Source organism: Halomonas sp. GFAJ-1 (assembly GCA_002966495.1).
Classification (GTDB): Bacteria; Pseudomonadota; Gammaproteobacteria; order Pseudomonadales; family Halomonadaceae; genus Vreelandella.
This window is the reverse complement of sequence record CP016490.1, coordinates 672,371-689,579: the sequence shown is the minus strand read 5'-3', so window position 1 is coordinate 689,579 and position 17,209 is coordinate 672,371. Positions and strand designations below refer to the sequence as shown.

Here is a 17,209-nt window from a genome sequence, read left to right as displayed (position 1 = left end):
TGGTGCTCCCTGCTGGCACGAAAAGTGTGTGCTTAAGCAAAAGGGATGTTAATTAAGGCGATGTTTCAGCCAGCGTATGACCTGTCCCATGAGTGGCAAGTGCTCATAGAGCATTGCCCCGGCGTCAAAGTAGTCGCGGTGCTGGGTGACTCGCCCGTCATCAGCAAACGTTAAGGCGCTACACCCCGCTACACGAACCGGTTTGCCACGGGCTAAACGTGGGTGCACGAACTCCATGGTCCACGTTACAAACGCCTGCTTACCCTGTTGTTGCTGCGTGTGATAAGTAAATTGGCAGCGCTCGACGTTCTCGTACATCGTGGCGAAGTAGCGCGATAGCGCCTCACGCCCCTGAATGTGATGCAGCGGATCGTTGAAGACAACTTCCTCAGTATATACCTCGTATAGCTTTTCTGTACACGTTTTGTCTAGTTTGTTAAAAAAGGCACAGAAACGTGCCACGGCTTGCTCGTTAGGCATGGGGTTCTCCTTTCCTGTGGCACAGAGGTTCAGCCGCTATTTAGAGAGCGCTTTAAAAGCGTCCAGCGCACGCTGACGGGCGGCTTTGTGGTCAACGATAGGCGCTGGGTAGTCCAGCTGAGTAAGCATATCGCGTGGTGGAGCGTGGCGCGCTTTCGCTGGCAAGCTTTCCAGCGCTGGTAGCCAGTGGGCGATAAACTCCCCCTCTGCGTCAAAGCGGGTTGACTGTGTAGTGGGGTTAAAAATGCGGAAATAAGGCGCTGCATCGGTACCAGTAGAGGCCGCCCACTGCCAGCCGCCGTTATTGGCGCAGAACTCACCATCGACTAAATGGCGCATAAAAAATGCTTCACCACGGCGCCAGTCGATCAGCAAATGCTTGCTCAAGAACATTGCGGTGACCATCCTTAGCCGATTATGCATCCAGCCGGTTGCCACTAGCTGGCGCATAGCGGCATCTACCAGCGGGTAGCCGGTACGCCCTTCGCACCACGCCTTAAAGTCCTCGTCGTCATCACGCCACTGTAGCTGCTGGGTATGCGCTTGGAACGGCTGATAGCGGCACACTTGAGGAAACCCCACCGCCACGTGCTGATAGAACTCCCGCCAAATAAGTTCACTCACCCAGGTGGTTAGGCCCGCATCGCCATCGGCTAAATGGCCGCCGTTTTCGCTCATTACCGCTTGTAAGCATTGACGATAGGAGAGCATTCCCAGCGCTAGGTAGGGTGAAAGCTCGCTGGTGCCGTGTACCTTGGGCAGGTCGCGCTGGGCCTTATAGTGACGGCCACGAAAACGTAAAAAGCGCTCTAGGTTATCGCTGGCGGCGCTTTCGCCAGCTGGCCACAAGCGCGCATCCACTGGTTCGTCATCAAGCGTTGGTCGCTCGGGTAGCGGGTCGCTTTCGATGGCTAATGGCGTCTGCACGTTAGGGGTGTCGCGGAGCGCTAGCTGCTCGGCGGTAATCTGCTTGTGCCAAGCTTTGGAAAATGGGGTGAAAACGCCGTAATAATCGCCTTTGCCGGTTAATAGGCTGCCGGGGGCGAAGGCAATCCCGTCGTGGTGCGCTTGAACGTTAATTCCGTGCTGCTTGAAGGCCTCTCTAACGGCCCGATCGCGATGCTGCTCGTTCAACGGGTACTCAATGTTGAAGTGGAGCTGCTCTACGTTATGCTCGCGAGCAATATCCAGCAATACCTGTGGTGCCTCTTCGTACGCGTCAATATCGCGGTGCAGTAAGGGAATATTAAGCCCGTTAAGCGACTCTTTGATAGCCGCCACGCCGCGCGCCCAGAAGTCGATTTTATTAGCGCCATGGCCGTGGGATTGCCACTGCTTAACGCTGCGCAAAAAAATGGCGACAACCGGCCCCTTGGCCGCGGCAGCCGCGAGCGCTGAGTTGTCGTGAATACGCAGATCGCTGCGCAACCATACTAGCTGTACGTTCATAGCGGCTCCTGCAAAGGGCTCAAAATTGCGCTAAAAAATTGGCCGCTGCCCTATCGGGTAAGCGGCCATATTATTAATGCGACGTTACAAATACTTCAGCGACTTAACACCGCCACTTAAAGAATGCCAGATTCACGCAGCAGCGGGCGCAGCCGTGCGATCGCTTGGGGTAGATCATCCCCTAGCATGTGAACAGGGCCGTCGTTTAATTCACCCTCCCTTAACCTCGCTACTTCACCGCATACGCCAATGGGCACATTCAATGATTGAGCCGCCTGTGGCAGCGCCTGGCGAATATAGTCATCGCTTTCCCGCTGGCCGCTGGAGAGCAGCACCACGGAGGAGTGAAGCCGAGCCACCGCTTGGGGAAGGTCGGCCAGCGCCAGAGAGTGATCGAGCAGCTGTACGCGGTAGCCCTGTTCGCTGGCCATCAGCGCGCACATTAATACCCACAGCGGGCCTGGATCGTCAGGCATAGCACTGAGCAGAATCAGCGGCCCGCGAGTAGCCTGGTTGGCATAGTGGAGCCGAATACCGACCTGGCTGCGTAAAAAGGCTTCAAAGGTGCGGCGCACAAGATCATCGGGTTGTGATGCCCATTTTGCTTCCAAGGACAGAATAACCGGCTGCCATAGCTCATTAATGGCCACGCTAAGCGGGTAGAGTGCCAAGCTTTGGTAATACAGCGCTTCTAGCTTGGGCAAGTCAACCGCTTCAATGACTGACTGGAGCTGTTGACGCTGGCTGGTCCAGTCGCCTGCTGCTGGGGCGGGCGTTTCCACCGCTTCCGGCTGGTCAAGCAAATCCACGACCTGGCTGACGGGTACCCCACGGTTGAGCCACTGCAGAATGCGCTCGATACGGGTTATATCGTCTTGGGCATAAAGCCGATGGCCTTTGGGGGTGCGTTGCGGTCGAATTAAACCATAGCGTCGCTCCCAGGCACGAAGGGTGACCGAGTTCACACCCGTTAAACGGGAAACTTCCCGTATCGGATAGAGAGGGGTATCGGGTGGGTGGGTCGCCTTGTTGCTCATGGGCGCCATTGCCTCTTGGTTGCCTGCAGCCGGTGCCGCAGGGGTCTGTCTATAATTGCCGTAACAAGGTCATAACGCGGATAGAGCGTCTTGTCACAAAATCGGATAGCGAGTAATCGATTAAATAGTTGCACGCTATTATAGGCCCCTTTGTACAACTTGTAGCTAGTAGGTACAACCTTTGCTGTGCTTACTGATGAGTATGCTGGCCTTGCACTATTGAACCGACCGGGCTAATAGTGCGTGGGCTAACTCAAAACCAGAAAGCCAAGCACCCTCTACACGGCTGCCGCGAAAGCTGTCGCCGCAGAGCGCTAAGCCCTGCTCGCTGTATAGGTATGATTGCTGGCCAGCCTCTGCGGGCTGGGCATACCGCCAGCGGTGGGCGCCTAAGTCAATCAGTTCAGGCAACGCCGTGCCATTTGGAAAGAGCGCCGTAAAAGCCGAGAGCAGTTGCTGGGCCGCGACATCACTTGCCAATTCAATATTTGTATCGCTCCACGCCACTTGCGCCAGCAGGCTTATGCTCTCTGGCTGCTGTTCACGGCCAGGTTTGCTGCTATTGCGTGTCGCCAAGCGCAGCGCTTCATGGCCTGTCTCTACGGTGTGCCAATTAGGTACGACACCTTCAATAGGCGGGAGGGGAGAGGCGAAAATGGCCCAGCCTGCCCAGCAGCCGCGCTGTGGTTTGTCTTTGCAGGCCGCTGCCAGGGCGTCGTCCCAGTCGGCGACGAGCGCATAAGCCTGGGGCGGTGGTGCGCTGATGATCACTGCCGCGAACGGGCCGTAGGTGGCGCCGTGCTGATCGATGAGCTGCCAGCCGTCCGATGTTTTTTCAAAGGCTGCAATTGGGGTTTCAAAGGCCAGCGTGGTGTTGGGCAGTGAAGAGAGTGCTTCCGCCATATGGCGGGTAATGGCACTCATCCGAGGAGCCCCGGCGTAGCGCAGCTGATCATCGTTATGCGTTTGCCAACCGCTTGAGCTAGCCTGATAACGGTTGGCAGGCCAAAGCGCTGCGCAGCCAGCAAGCTGCCACTCTTTTACCGCTTGCGCAAAACGCGGGTCACGAACGGTAAAAGCTTGGGCACCCAAATCGAGCGTTGCCTGAGGCCGTCGCTTGCTAGACATACGGCCGCCGGGGCCGCGCGCCTTATCAAATAGTGAGACGCTAAGGCCCTTTTTTGCCAGTTCATGGGCGCAGACAAGTCCCGATACGCCTGCGCCAATAACGGCCACAGCGCAAGGCGCCGAAAGAGTAAGAAGCGACGGTGATGCAGCCATAAAACCTCGCAGCGCTAAAAATGAATAAAGCGATAAAGAGTAAGAAGCTAACGCCTGCTGAACGCTGAAAATCTTTTAAGTATTTGATTGTAGCACTTGTGTATAAATATCGTACAATAAGTTTGTGCGCTTAACCAGTGTTACGCCAGGCGGCGCCTACTTCCTTTCATCCACAGGAGCGACACGATGCGGGTACTAATAACTGGAGGCAGCGGCTTTGTTGGTCAACGACTATCCGAGCAGCTTGTAGCGGTAGGCCACGACGTTCAAGTGGTATCCCGCGCGCCTCATAACGTGCGGGACCGGCTGCCGGCGACCTGCGATATCCGCGATAGCGCTCAGGCGTTTGTGGATACGCCACCGGATGCGCTGGTCAACCTAGCGGGTGAGTCGATTGCTGCCAAACGTTGGAGCGACAGTCAAAAAAACGAGTTGATTCGTTCGCGGGTGGAGAGTACAGCGCAATTGGTGATGCTCTGCGAGCAGTTGCAAGCCAACGGCCAGCCACTGCCCAAGGTGATGGTGAGCGGCTCGGCGATGGGCTATTACGGTGACCAGGGTAGTAAGGTGGTGGATGAAGCAACGCCGCCAAATGACGAGTTTGCCCATCGGCTTTGCGAGCAGTGGGAAGCGGCGGCGAAGCCCGTGGAGGCGCTTGGCGTTCGCTTAGCGCTACTGCGCATTGGCCTGGTGCTGGATGCTGGCGGCGGCACGCTTCAGAAAATGGTGCCCCCGTTTAAGCTGGGGTTGGGGGGCCGCTTTGGTGATGGCAAGCAGTTTATGCCGTGGATTCACCGCGATGACTTGGTCGCGGCGATTATCTTCCTGCTGAATGAGTCGGCGCTCTCTGGGGCCTTCAACGGTAGCGCACCGCACCCGGTGACGAATGCGGCGTTTACCCAAACGCTGGCTAAGCAGCTGCATCGCCCCGCCATTTTTCCGGTGCCTGCCTTTGTGCTTAAAGCAGGTTTTGGTGAGATGTCGCAGCTGCTGCTCACCGGTGCAGATATGCGTCCCTCGCGCCTTGTCGAGGCCGGTTTTACCTTCCAGTATCCGACTCTCGACAAAGCGTTAGCCGCCATCTTCTAATCGCAGGCTGTTTTAGGAGACGTTAGGCATTGGGGTCAACGGTGATGACAACCCGCACGGAGTCCAGCCGTAAGCGAGTGTTCTCAATCGCATCGCTCAATGCCTGGCGCTCCTGTTTCAACGCCTCAAGCTCCTCGGTGCGCACCGCTGGGTTGTGCTCCGCCAAGGCGGTCAAGCGGGCAAGCTCACTGTCCAGCTGGGCGCGCATGCGGATTTCGGCCGCTTCTATAATGCTAGGCAGCTCACGTTCGGCTTCGCCCTCACCCTGAATCAACAGGTCGCGCAGCTGATCATGGCGGCTCTTGATCAGGTCCCGCGCCAGCGATTTATTAACCTTCTGCAGGTTCTTGCCAAGGCCCGTGAAGGAAATTTTGCTGGTTAGATTGGCGCCTGACTCATCCAGCAGCACGCGAATCGCCGTCGGCGGTAAGAAGCGGTTAAGGTGCAGCGATTTTGGCGCCGGACAGTGGGTGCGGAACACCAGCTCGGCCATTAGTCGACCGCTGGGGATCGCCGGATGGCGCAGCAGCGCCAGCGCGGTATTGCCCATGGTGCCATCTAATATGCGCTCCATCATTTCGCGCAGTAGTGGGTGCTCCCAGGAGAGCCGCTGTACGTCGTCTCGGGCCAGTGCCAGGGCGCGGCTGTAGGTCGCCGAGAAGCCCTCTTCGCCTTTCACTAGCCCGGGCAGGCCATCGAGCATGTGTTGGCTTGGCTGGAGGTAGAGCAGACCGTTGCCAATCTCTTGGCTGTCGACGCCAAAAATATCCAGCGCCCGTTCCACAAACTTGGGCAGTGCAGGGTCTTCATCAAGCTCGCGCACTGCGTCACTCACCTGCTTGGCGCGAGCAGGGCGACAGGCATTTAGCTCCAGCAGACGGTTGCGACCGGCGTCACGTTCGGCCAGTTTGGCGGTGAACATTTGCCGCGTCTCTTCGATGATTTCATCGAGCATTTCATCGTCAAGCAGGGCGTCGGCAAGGGCATCGCCAAACGCATCGAAGAGCTCGCTACCGATACCGTGGGGCGCGCTGAACGCGTCCATACCTTCGTGATACCAGCGCAGCAGCCGCTCGCCGGGGCTGCCAGTAAAGGTCGGCGCGTGAAGTTCGATAGCGTGGCGCTGGCCAATACGGTCGAGACGGCCAATGCGCTGCTCCAGCTGGTCGGGGTGCTGGGGCATATCAAACATTACCAAGTGGCGGCAGAACTGGAAATTGCGCCCTTCGGAGCCAATCTCCGAGCACACCAGCACTTGGCAGCCCTCCTCTTCATCGGCAAATGCTGCTGCGGCACGGTCGCGCTCCACCAGCGATAAGCCTTCGTGGAAGACGGGGGCCTGGTAGCCACCGAGTACGCGCAGCGCCTCGGCAAGCCCTTCTGCCGTTTCGCGGTGGTGGGCAATCACCAGTACTTTGTCGTTGGCAAAGCCCGTTTCGCTATCGTCGCTGAGCTTCTCAAGCAGCCAATTGACGCGTGGATCAATGTGCCACCAGGGCTCGCTGTTTAGCGGGTCGTTGCTTAATTCCCGGTACATGGCGTCTGGGTAGATCAGCACATCGGGATGATCCATGCCGGTTTCGATCAGCAGTTCATCCAGATAATCCTCATCGCGCTCAAGGCGGCGCACTACCCGTCGATAGGCGGAGGGCAGCTCAAGCGCTTCAAGGTGCATGCGGCGTTCGGGGAAGCCTCCCACATGACGACGGCTGTTGCGGAACATCACCCGGCCCGTGCCGTGGCGGTCAAGCAGCGCGTCGCGCAGCTGGGCGCGGGCGGCATCCTGCTGCTCGGCACTGGCTTCTGGGTTACATAGGGTCGCTAGCAGGGCTTGGCTGTCGCGGTCATCCGCGACGGCTTCTACGCGGCTGCGCGCTTGCGTGGCGCTGGGCAACTCATCCAGAGCATCAATGGCGCTGGCCACGCCAATGTAGTGACGCTCTTCGTCTTTGAAGCGCTCGATATCGTGGTAGCGCTCGGCATCCAGCAAACGCAGGCGGGCAAAGTGGCTCTCAACGCCCATCTGTTCTGGCGTGGCGGTGAGCAGTAGCAGGCCGGGAATCTCGGCGGCGAGCTGTTCAACGCACTGATAACCCGGGCCGCTTCCCTCGCTGCTCCAGTCCAGATGGTGCGCTTCATCCACAATCAGCAGGTCAAAGCGGCTGGCCAGCGCCTGGTCCTGGCGGTGAATGTTGGCAAACAGCCAGCCTTGGCTAGCCAGCACGATCTGGGCGCTCTCAAACGGATTAGCGCTACCGTGGGCTTGGCTTTGATGCTCGTCCAGCAGGCTGACGTTGAGCGAAAAGCGGCGTAAAAGCTCGACCAGCCATTGGTGAGTGAGGCTATCTGGCACCAGAATCAGCGCCCGTTCTATGCGGCCAGTGAGCAGCAGGCGGTGCAGAATCAGGCCAGCTTCGATGGTTTTACCCAGCCCGACTTCATCGGCCAACAGTACCCGAGGCGCGTGGCGGCCAGCGACTTCATCAGCGATATAGAGCTGGTGAGGAATCAAGTCGATACGTGGCCCGGCAAAGCCAAGGGCGCTGTGCTGTTCGATGCGCTGGTAGTGGTGCAAGGTACGAAAGCGCAGATCGAACCAGTCGTTGCGGTCTACTTGGCCGGTCAATAAACGGTCCCGGGCTTGATCGAACTGCATGGTATCGGCCAGCTTAGCTTCCGGCAGTTCACGCGGGTTACCTTCGCTGTCTTCGCCAATATAAGTGATTAAACCGCCAGACTCTTTGCTGTCATCCACCAGCATCTGCCAGCCATCGGCGGAGAGCACGCGGTCGCCGCTGCCGAACATCACGCGGGTTAACGGTGCTTGACGTGTGTTGTAGGTACGGGTTTCCTGGCTGGCACTGAACAAAATGGTAACGCTACGGGCGTCGCAGTTAAGCACGGTGCCGAGTCCAAGCTCAGCCTCGCCGTCACTAATCCAGCGCTGGCCGGGAGAAAAATCGCTCATGATGCCTCAGGGAAGTCTTCAAAACGGGGGCGCATGCCACCGGGAAGATTCACCGGTGGCAACACAGGGCGGGGGATTCTAACGCAAAGCAGCGGGGGGATTAAGGTCTATTGGCGTCAATCTTCCAACCAGCGGGCTAATTGCGTACGCGTGAGTTCGCCCACATGGACATCCAGCGTGTTGCCCTGTCGATCAAACAACACCGTGGTGGGTAAGCCAGGCGCCTGGAACTGCGCCATTAAGGTTTGGCTTGGGTCGCGCAGCGCGTAGCGAAATATTAGCCCCTGCTCATCCAGGTAGCGCACGATCGGTAGCAAATCTTCGCCCTGGTTCGCAATAACAACGCTGACGTCGTCACGTTGGGCGGCTTCTTCCAAAAGCGGCATTTCCCGCAGGCAGGGTGGGCACCAGGTGGCCCATAGGTTGACGATAATCAGGTCGCCGCTTTCAGTCAGCGATGGCAAATGCACCGGATTGCCGTCGACATCTTCTAGGGTGACATCCGGCAGCGCCTCAACGGCAAACTGATTGCCAAGGGGGGCGAGTGTTACCACCACAAGCCACAGGCTAGAAGCGCCGACGAGCATCGCTAGGGCGCCTATCATTGACAGCAGGTGTGCGCGCAGCGACCAGGCCGTCCAGAGTAATCCCGCGAGTAACCCGCCCAAACCGTGATAGCCGGGTTGCCACAGCTTTAAGGCGTCTAGCGGCACGGCGCTGAAACTTTCCCAGTTAAGCGCGACGTAGGCCGCCCGCGCGCCCACTAGCCACACTAGCATCAGCCCATTGAACCAGCGGCCGTGCTGGCGCGCCGATACGCCCAGTAAATAGCGGCTGGCCAACAGCAGCAGCAGCGCGCAGCCAATGGCATATAGCCGCGGCAGTGAGATGAGGAGTGGGCCGAGGGCAATCGCGTTCATGGTTTTCCCATTAAGCAGGTAGACTGGTGAACCATACCATGCACGTTAAACATTACGGAGATGTCTATGCCGCAATCCGCCTTTAACATGCTTCGGGCGTTGGCCAGCGGGCCGTAAGCGCCATATTTAATGCTGATTATTCCATTTGAGACCATGGCATTTCGCTAGCAAGACTTGGCTGGCGTAATCGCTTGCGACAACAGCAGGTACAGTGGTTTGCCGAGGTTTGGTTTGCCGATAGAGATGAGTTAAAAACGCTCACGCGAGCCGTTTTATTAAGGAGGTAACGACCATGGACGCGCCGACTAACGCCCTACGCTGGCAGCGACGCAAAATCACCGTAGGGTTGCTGGGCGGCCCCCTGTTAGCGGTGATATTGCTGGTGTTGGGCGCGCCCGACGGCATGCCAGTCGCTGCATGGCGTGTCGTCGCCCTTACGGCGTGGATGGCGGTATGGTGGATTCTGGAGCCAGTGCCGATGCCGGTGACCGCGTTGTTGCCCATAGCGCTATTACCGCTGCTGGGCGTGGTCGATGTGAATGCAGCGGCTGCCCCCTACGCAAACCCGCTGATATTTCTCTTTTTGGGCGGCTTTATGCTGGCGGAGGCGATACAGCGCTGGAACCTTCATCGACGGATTGCCTTGGGCGTGTTGACCGTGGCAGGCAAGCGCCCGGACCATCTAGTCGCCGGATTTATGGGGGCAACAGCGCTCCTTAGCATGTGGGTAAGCAATACCGCGACAGCGGCGCTGATGGTGCCGATTGGATTGTCGGTTCTTACGCTGCTTGAACGCAAAGGCAGCGCTTTGGATCAGCGCCCCATGGAGCTTTGTTTGCTGTTGGGTATTGCCTTGGCAGCCAATATTGGTGGAATGGGGACACTGATTGGTACGCCGCCTAACGCGTTACTAGCGGGCTTTATGGCAGATAACTACGACATCGAGATCGGCTTTGCCCAGTGGATGCTCGTCGGAGTGCCGCCTGCGGCGCTGCTATTGCTGGCTGGCTGGTGGCTGCTCACACGCTGGGTTTATCCTGTGCCGCGTTCACCGCTAGAGGGGATCGCTACAGTGCTGTCGCAGCAGTCAGAAGACCTAGGCCGGATGACCCGTCCTGAGCAACGCGTTGCCGCCGTATTTGCATTGGTAGCGTTGGCGTGGATGGGGCGTCCGGTGCTGGAAAACTTGACCGGCTTGCCGCTCAGCGATGGCGGTATTGCCGTGATGGGCGCGTTACTGCTGTTTGTGATTCCGGCCCGCTGGAGACAGCGCCAATTTTTACTCGACTGGAAAAGCGCGCAGAACCTCCCCTGGAGCGTGTTACTGCTGGTGGGCGGTGGGCTTAGTCTAGGCAGCGCCATCGAAAGCTCAGGGTTAGCCGAGGAGGTGGCTAACATGATGGCCATGTTTGCAGGCTGGCCTATTTGGGCGATGATTTTCATGGTGGTCGTCACCGTTATGCTGATGAGCCACGTGACCAGTAATACCGCCACCGCGGCTGCTATTATACCGCTAGCAGCCGCGCTGACGGTGAGTATGGAGCAAAGCCCACTCCTCCTTACCGTACCGGTTGCCATGGCCGCCTCTTGTGCCTTTATGTTGCCGGTCGCTACGCCGCCCAATGCCGTTGTGTTCGGCAGTGGTAAAGTGCAAGTGATTGATATGCTGCGTGCCGGGGTAGTGATGAGCTTGGTTGCCGTTGGGGTTATCTGTGTAGCGGTATTTGCGCTTGCAATGCCGGTATTAGGGTTTGGCTGGTGGCAGTAGCGACCTGTCGCGTTCAGGGTTATCCCGTTAAACAGGTACACTGGTCAACCACATTACGTACGTTAAACATGACGGAGATGTCTATGTCGCAACCCGCCTTTGACATGCTGCGGGCGCTGGCCATTGGGTCGCAAGCGCTGGGATTAATGCTGATTATTACCTTGGAAACGGTGATGGGCGATGCCGCCCGCCCCTGGCAGGGTGTTGTGCTTGCCATTATGGTGGCCGCCGCGCTGGCTATTGCGCTGGTAAGGCTTTACCGCCGAAATCGCCTGCGTAAGCAGCAGGCGCAGCGGCTTGCTGACCATGACGATGACTAACACTGGGCGCTGTTACCCCTGCTGCTGTTAGCTACTGGTGGCGATGGGGGCTGTCTTGATGGCGGGGTGCTCCTATGCGTGGGTTCGTCTTGATCAGTGGAGGCACGGGATACGTGGCAAGGCAAACGCGCTTCCCAGGCGTCAGCTTTAAGTAAATTGTAAATTAGCGTTAGAAACCGTTGCTTGTGTTTTTTGCGTTGCGGTTCCAGATTAAGAGGAGTCCCACGCTGGACGGTTGGGGCACTTAACATACTGGGAGCGACCAATAATATGATTAATAAGCGCGCATTAGCCACCGCCGTGGCGGCCTCATCACTGGCCTTAACGGGCATGGCCCAGGCGGAAGTCAAAGTTGGCTTCTTGGGCGGCTTTACTGGCGGTATTGAGAGCCTGACGCCACCGATTTTTGAAGGTGCTCAGCTTGCGGTGGCGCAGGTGAACGAGCAGGGCGGTATTTTAGGCGGCCAAACGCTGGTGATGCCATCAGGAGATACCACCTGCTCCGATGCTTCGGCGGCCTCTAACGCCGCCGATCGCATGGTGAACTCCGAGCAGGTCACGGCGATTGTAGGTGCACTTTGCACTGGCGCCACTATTGCAGCGGCTAATAACGCGGCAATTCCTGGCGGCGTGTTGATGGTATCACCGGCGTCTACTGCGCCAGCGGTCTCTGAGCTGGATGACAATGACCTGGTTTTCCGTACCGTACCTTCAGACGCTTTCCAGGGCGAAATGCTGGCCAAGCTGCTGCTTGATAAAGGCATCGACTTCGTCGCCGTCACCTACGTTAACAACGACTATGGCCGCGGCCTGTCGGATGCGTTTAGCGCTGCGTTTGAAGAGGGCGGCGGTGAGATCGCTGACAATCTCGCCCACGAAGATAACCGTGCGGACTACCGCTCTGAACTAGGGTCACTCTCCGTTAGCGGTGCTGATACTCTCGTCGTGCTGGCTTACGCGGATACTTCTGGCCAAACCGTGCTGCGTCAGGCCTATGAAAGCGGTATGTTTACCCAGTACGTGGGTGCCGACGGCATGGTGGGTGATAGCCTTATCAACGCCATTGGCGCTGACGTGCTGGACGGCATGATCGCTACCCGCCCCGGCAGCCCCGACTTGCCAGGTACCGAGATTTTCAATGAAGCGGCTGAAGCCGCCGGTATCGACCCCAGCGCAGTGTTTGCCGCCCAGGCATATGATGCTGCCTTCCTGGTGGCGCTGGCCATTGAGCAAAACGGTAGCGCAGAGCGCGAAGGGTTAAGCGAAGCGTTGCGCAGCGTCTCCAGCGCACCGGGTGAAATTATTTTACCGGGAGAGTGGGAAAAAGCGGTGGAGCTGATTGCCGCAGGTACCGAAATCAATTACGAAGGCGCCTCTGGCTCCCACGAGTTTGACGAGAACGGTGATGTGCCCGGCGTTGTGGTTGAAATGGTCGTAGAGAACGGCTCATTTACCAGCAAGGGCTTGGTTGAGCTCTAACTACTAACGAGTTGTTTTCTGAGCCCTTAACGCCGTAAGGCGTTAAGGGCTTTTTATTGCCTATCTTTTACTGTCTGTCTTTTACTGCCAATGTCAGCCCGTTTACTGGGTGTGTGCTTATGTCGCACAGACTTGATGAAGATCACCTGTTGCTCTTGTCAGGCGCGCTACTCTCGCGCTTCAAACAGAGCGTTGTCCCAACAACACGGACGATCTTGATCGGGGAAAAATAAAAATGAAGACAACACGGGGCCCACTGACCCGCCTATTTCACTGTATGGAAGGTAGCCTACAGTTCAAAATCATGCTGCTCGTACTCATGCCGCTGGTGCTCTCTTCTGGCTGCCTGTTGGTATTAGAGGGGGTTGATCGTTACCGCAACAATCAGGTGCAGGTTGAGCAGCAGCGTACCTTGCTAGTTGAAGCTAGGGAGCAGGGCGTTCGCAGTAGCGTTGAGTTGGCAAGCTCAATGATCCGAGAGATTCAGGCAACGGTAAGCAATACCCAGCGCGCTCAAGCGCAGGCTGTCCAGCTTCTTAGCAGCATGCGCTTTGAAAATGACAACTATGTGTTTGCCTATGAGATGGATGGCACGATGCTGGTGCAGCCGGCACTGCCTGAAAGCGTCGGCACGAATATGCTGGATGCGCGGGATGCAAGCGGGCGCGAAATGATTCGTGATATGGCGGTGCTGGCGCAGCAAGGGGGTGGTTTCTACCAGTACGATTGGCCGCACCCGGTGACAGGCAATGCCGAGCCAAAATACTCCTATGCCGAGGCCATCGATGGATGGGGTTGGGTGGTCGGTGCTGGTGTTTATGTGACGGATATTGATACGACGATGGCGGCGGTTGAAGCTGCGGCGATGGCTGATCTGAAAATGGCCTTTATTCGCCTTTGGATTATTGCCACGGTCATTAATCTTGCCATAACGGCATTGGCGATCTGGTTAGCGCGGCGCACGGTTAAACGGATCCGCCACACTTCTCATCACATCCAGGCAGTCGCTGCTGAGGTGGCTTCTGGTCGTGGCGATCTTACCCAGCGCCTACAGGTCACCAGCCGTGATGAAGTAGGTGTGCTGGCAGAGGATTTCAACCGTTTTTTAGCGCACATACAGTCCATGCTTAGCGATGTTAGGCACAGCGCCTTAACGGTTTATCAAGCGGCAGATAATATCGCGCAGGGTAGTGAGGAGTTAGCGACGCGCACCGACCAAGCAGCAGCCAGCTTGCAGCAGACCTCTTCGGCCATGGAAGAGATTACGTCAACCGTTGAGCATAATGCCGAGCATGCTCAAACAGCTGACCGAATGGTGCAAGACAGCGCTAGTGTTGTCACCCAGGGGCAAACAGCGATGGAAGATGTCGAGCGAACGATGGCCGATATCAAAGCCTCCTCTGGTCAAATCAGTGAAATTGTCACGCTCATTGATTCGATCGCTTTTCAGACCAATATCTTGGCGCTCAACGCATCGGTAGAGGCCGCCCGAGCGGGCGAGCATGGGCGAGGGTTTGCGGTTGTTGCCCAAGAGGTAAGAAAGCTGGCTCAGCGCTCTGCAGAGGCGGCTCAAGAAATTAAAACGCTGATCGCCACCTCGGTTGAGCACTCACAAAAGGGCAGCCAAATCGTGCAGCGGGCGGGTAACACAATGCGAGAGATTTTAGGCAGCGTGCATCAAGTGGCTACCGTCATCGCTGATATTAGCGCTGGCTCTAAAGAGCAGAGTGTCGGGGTGAGCGAAGTAAACACGGCTGTTGTACAGCTCGATGGCATGACTCAGCAAAACGCAGCGTTAGTTGAGGAGAGTACCGCCACCGCCAACCGCATGCGTCAGCAGGCAGAGCAGCTTAATACCTTGATAAGCGGCTTTGTATTGGGCGATGCCACTCCGACAGTGGGGCAGCTTCCCAACAATGGTCAGCCTTCGCGTAGTGCTCTTGCTGGCAATTCGCCTAAAAACGATTTGCTGCTCGCGGGCGATGACTTCTAGCCACTGAGCGCTTTTTGCCCCCTAATAGCAAAACGCCCTTAAGCCACTAGCTTAAGGGCGTTTTTTGGTTAGAGGTAAGTGCGATCGTTAACCGTGCTGCGATATTTTCTCAGGCAGCAGCCCTTTGGGGGCGAAGCGCAGCACCAGGGTAATGAGCAGGCCGATCACAAATACCCGTGCTTGGAGTGCTCGGCTTTCTAAGCCGCGCGGCGGCTCCCAGCCAAACCAGCCTTCGCCAATAAAGACCGCCATCTGCATTAGAGCTAATGCCAGCGGCTCCGACATGATCCAGATAATGTAGACCGCCACTGCGCCGAAAATGGTGCCTAAATTGTTGCCAGGGCCGCCCAGGATCACCATTACCAGTACCAAAAAGGTGTGGTTAAGCGGCAGATAGCCTTGAGGGTCGAACAGGCTATTAAACGTAGCCAGCATGCCGCCGCCAAGTCCCATCAAAATGCAGCCTAATACGAAAATTTCCAGACGGCGCTTATTGATATCTTTACCCATGGCCGCTGATGAGACTTCGTTATCGCGGATAGCGCGGATCATCCGACCCCAAGGAGCGTTATAGGCGCGGTGGAGCAGAAAGAAAATCACCGCGATCACCACCGCCGTAACCGATAGGTAGATTGCTCGCGACAGGGTGAAGCCTAGCTCAGCCGGGCCGGGGGTGGGCCAGGGGAGTGGGGAAACGGTGGCGGTACCGCGGGTTAGCCAGTCGGAGTTTTTCAAAAAGGCTTTGATGATCTCGGCAATACCCAAGGTGGCGATGGCGAGGTAGTCGCTACGCAGGCCAAGACACACATGGCCAATAAAGTAGCCAACCCCACCGGCTAACGCGCCGCCGACTATCCAGCCCGTCCAGGCAGGTAAGCCAAACCCACCCACGAACCCGGCTTGTGACTGAATTTGACTGGTCACATCGCGCAGTAAGCTGATGACCACTAAATAGAGCACCACTGCCAGTAATACGGCGATGATGGTACGCAAGGTTTTGGGAACGCCCAATCGGTGTAGCTTGGTAGCGCCGACTACCACCAGCGTCGCCGCGATGCCGTAAAGCAGTACGCGGCCCAGTTCGCCGGGTAGCTCGGTGCCCCAGAAAGCGTCATTCACCGGCACGCTGAACAGCATGGCGCAGAAGCCGCCTAACGCTACAAAGCCCATTACCCCTGCGTTGAACTGCCCGGCGTAGCCCCATTGAATGGTTAACCCCAAAGCTAAAATGGCATAGCAGGCAGCCTCTACCAGCATGCGCGTGCTGTAGGCGGCGCCCATTATGGCGTATACCGCCAGCACAGCGACCAATAGCGCACCAAACAGCATTAGCTCCCGCAGCGGAAAACGGCGCCCAGTGGTGGAGTCTTTGGGCGTGTAATCAGGGTTACGCGTTTGTGTGGAATGGCTCATTAGATCACCTTGCCCTTAAACAGTCCGGTAGGACGCCACACCAGGATGGCCACCAGAATAAAGAATGGCACCACTATCTTATACTCGGTGCCCACGAAGGCGAGATTGTTAGGCAGCTCAAGCCAAGCCGGGAAGCTGTCGCGGAAAGGGCGCAGCAGTACATTCCAGTTAAATACCGCCAGGGTTTCAGCAAAGCCCACCACAAAGCCGCCGGCAATGGCGCCATAGGGGTGACCAACGCCGCCTACAATGGCCGCTGCGAAAATCGGTAGTAGCAAGAAGAAGCTAAGGTCAGGTTTGAAGGTCACATCCAGTGAGAGTAGGGTGCCAGCAATGGCCGCGAGCCCCCCTGCAATTACCCAGGTGACGGCCACAATGGTGTTGGTGTTAATACCTGATGCCTGGGCGAGCTCGGGGTTGTCAGACATAGCGCGCATTGCTTTGCCCAGCCGCGAGCGGTTAAGAAACAGGTGCAGGGCGATGACGGCTACCAGTGTAATCACAAACAGATAAATTTGCGGTTCGGTGATCACGATCGGCGCTCGTACGCCTTCAAAGGGCAGCGCAATGCGGAAAATTTCCTTGCGATCATCCACGTAAAGGCTTTGCCCGCTGGTGCCTGCAAATAGGCGAATAAGCCCCTGGAGCATCAGCGTCACGCCCAAGGAGCCAATCACCATGACGATGGGCTTAACGCCGTGAGCGCGCAGTGGCTTGTAAAACGCCTTATCAATACCCACCGCCAGCGCTGCGGTTAATACCATGGCCAGTGGCAACATAACTAGCGCCGTAGGCACGCCGATACTGGCGCCTGCGGCAGGAAAGGCCGTGGTGAGCAGGAGCACCATAAAAGCGCCAAAGGTCATCATGTCGGCATGAGCAAAATGGGCAAAGCGCATAATGCTGAAAATCAGCGTCACGCCAATCGCACCAATGGCATAAATAGAGCCGGTGACACTGCCTGCAATCACCACGTTATTAATAAAAAAGACCAGTTCGTTCACGCGTTTAT

Annotated in this window: 13 protein-coding genes; 5 read left to right on the top strand and 8 right to left on the bottom strand. The window is 57.2% G+C overall.

All coding sequences use genetic code 11. The features are described 5' to 3' along the window. Positions 1-48: 48 nt before the first annotated feature. The 4 genes from BB497_03110 to BB497_03095 form a co-directional block, all read right to left on the bottom strand. Entirely contained in the window at positions 49-480 is a 432-nt protein-coding gene (locus tag BB497_03110; GenBank protein AVI61760.1) for a transcriptional regulator, read from the bottom strand. Positions 481-516: 36 nt separating this feature from the next. Then, complete coding sequence (locus tag BB497_03105; protein ID AVI61759.1) at positions 517-1,929, bottom strand: deoxyribodipyrimidine photolyase; 1,413 nt, start codon at positions 1,927-1,929, stop codon at positions 517-519. 116 nt (positions 1,930-2,045) lie between these two features. Further along, complete coding sequence (locus BB497_03100) at positions 2,046-2,975, bottom strand: helix-turn-helix-type transcriptional regulator (protein AVI61758.1); 930 nt, start codon at positions 2,973-2,975, stop codon at positions 2,046-2,048. Between the two features lie 207 nt (positions 2,976-3,182). Beyond that, a complete protein-coding gene (locus tag BB497_03095) occupies positions 3,183-4,247 on the bottom strand; it encodes an amine oxidase (GenBank protein AVI61757.1) in 1,065 nt (354 codons plus the stop codon). Between the two features lie 186 nt (positions 4,248-4,433). Here BB497_03095 and BB497_03090 point away from each other — a divergent pair, with 186 nt between their 5' ends. Further along, a complete protein-coding gene (locus BB497_03090; protein AVI61756.1) occupies positions 4,434-5,336 on the top strand; it encodes a TIGR01777 family protein in 903 nt (300 codons plus the stop codon). 22 nt (positions 5,337-5,358) lie between these two features. Here BB497_03090 and BB497_03085 read toward each other — a convergent pair whose 3' ends face one another. After that, complete coding sequence (locus BB497_03085; GenBank protein ID AVI61755.1) at positions 5,359-8,304, bottom strand: RNA polymerase-binding ATPase; 2,946 nt, start codon at positions 8,302-8,304, stop codon at positions 5,359-5,361. A gap of 116 nt (positions 8,305-8,420) precedes the next feature. Continuing rightward, a complete protein-coding gene (locus BB497_03080; GenBank protein ID AVI61754.1) occupies positions 8,421-9,224 on the bottom strand; it encodes a redoxin in 804 nt (267 codons plus the stop codon). 292 nt (positions 9,225-9,516) lie between these two features. Here BB497_03080 and BB497_03075 point away from each other — a divergent pair, with 292 nt between their 5' ends. The 4 genes from BB497_03075 to BB497_03060 all read left to right on the top strand — a co-directional run bounded on the left by BB497_03075 (position 9,517) and on the right by BB497_03060 (position 14,784). Continuing rightward, positions 9,517-10,992, top strand: coding sequence for an anion transporter (locus tag BB497_03075; protein AVI61753.1), 1,476 nt, complete (start codon positions 9,517-9,519; stop codon positions 10,990-10,992). Between the two features lie 83 nt (positions 10,993-11,075). Then, the gene (locus BB497_03070) at positions 11,076-11,312 is read left to right on the top strand and encodes a hypothetical protein (protein AVI61752.1); all 237 of its coding nucleotides are present in this window, start codon (positions 11,076-11,078) and stop codon (positions 11,310-11,312) included. 270 nt (positions 11,313-11,582) lie between these two features. Further along, complete coding sequence (locus BB497_03065) at positions 11,583-12,791, top strand: amino acid ABC transporter substrate-binding protein (GenBank protein ID AVI61751.1); 1,209 nt, start codon at positions 11,583-11,585, stop codon at positions 12,789-12,791. Positions 12,792-13,026: 235 nt separating this feature from the next. Continuing rightward, positions 13,027-14,784, top strand: coding sequence for a chemotaxis protein (locus tag BB497_03060; GenBank protein ID AVI61750.1), 1,758 nt, complete (start codon positions 13,027-13,029; stop codon positions 14,782-14,784). A gap of 87 nt (positions 14,785-14,871) precedes the next feature. Here the strand turns inward: BB497_03060 and BB497_03055 are convergent, their stop codons facing one another. Together BB497_03055 and BB497_03050 are read right to left on the bottom strand one after the other, a co-directional pair. Then, entirely contained in the window at positions 14,872-16,197 is a 1,326-nt protein-coding gene (locus BB497_03055; GenBank protein AVI61749.1) for a branched-chain amino acid ABC transporter permease, read from the bottom strand. After that, entirely contained in the window at positions 16,197-17,201 is a 1,005-nt protein-coding gene (locus tag BB497_03050) for a branched-chain amino acid ABC transporter permease (protein ID AVI64242.1), read from the bottom strand. The genes BB497_03055 and BB497_03050 overlap by 1 nt, the downstream gene beginning before the upstream one ends. Positions 17,202-17,209: the final 8 nt, after the last annotated feature.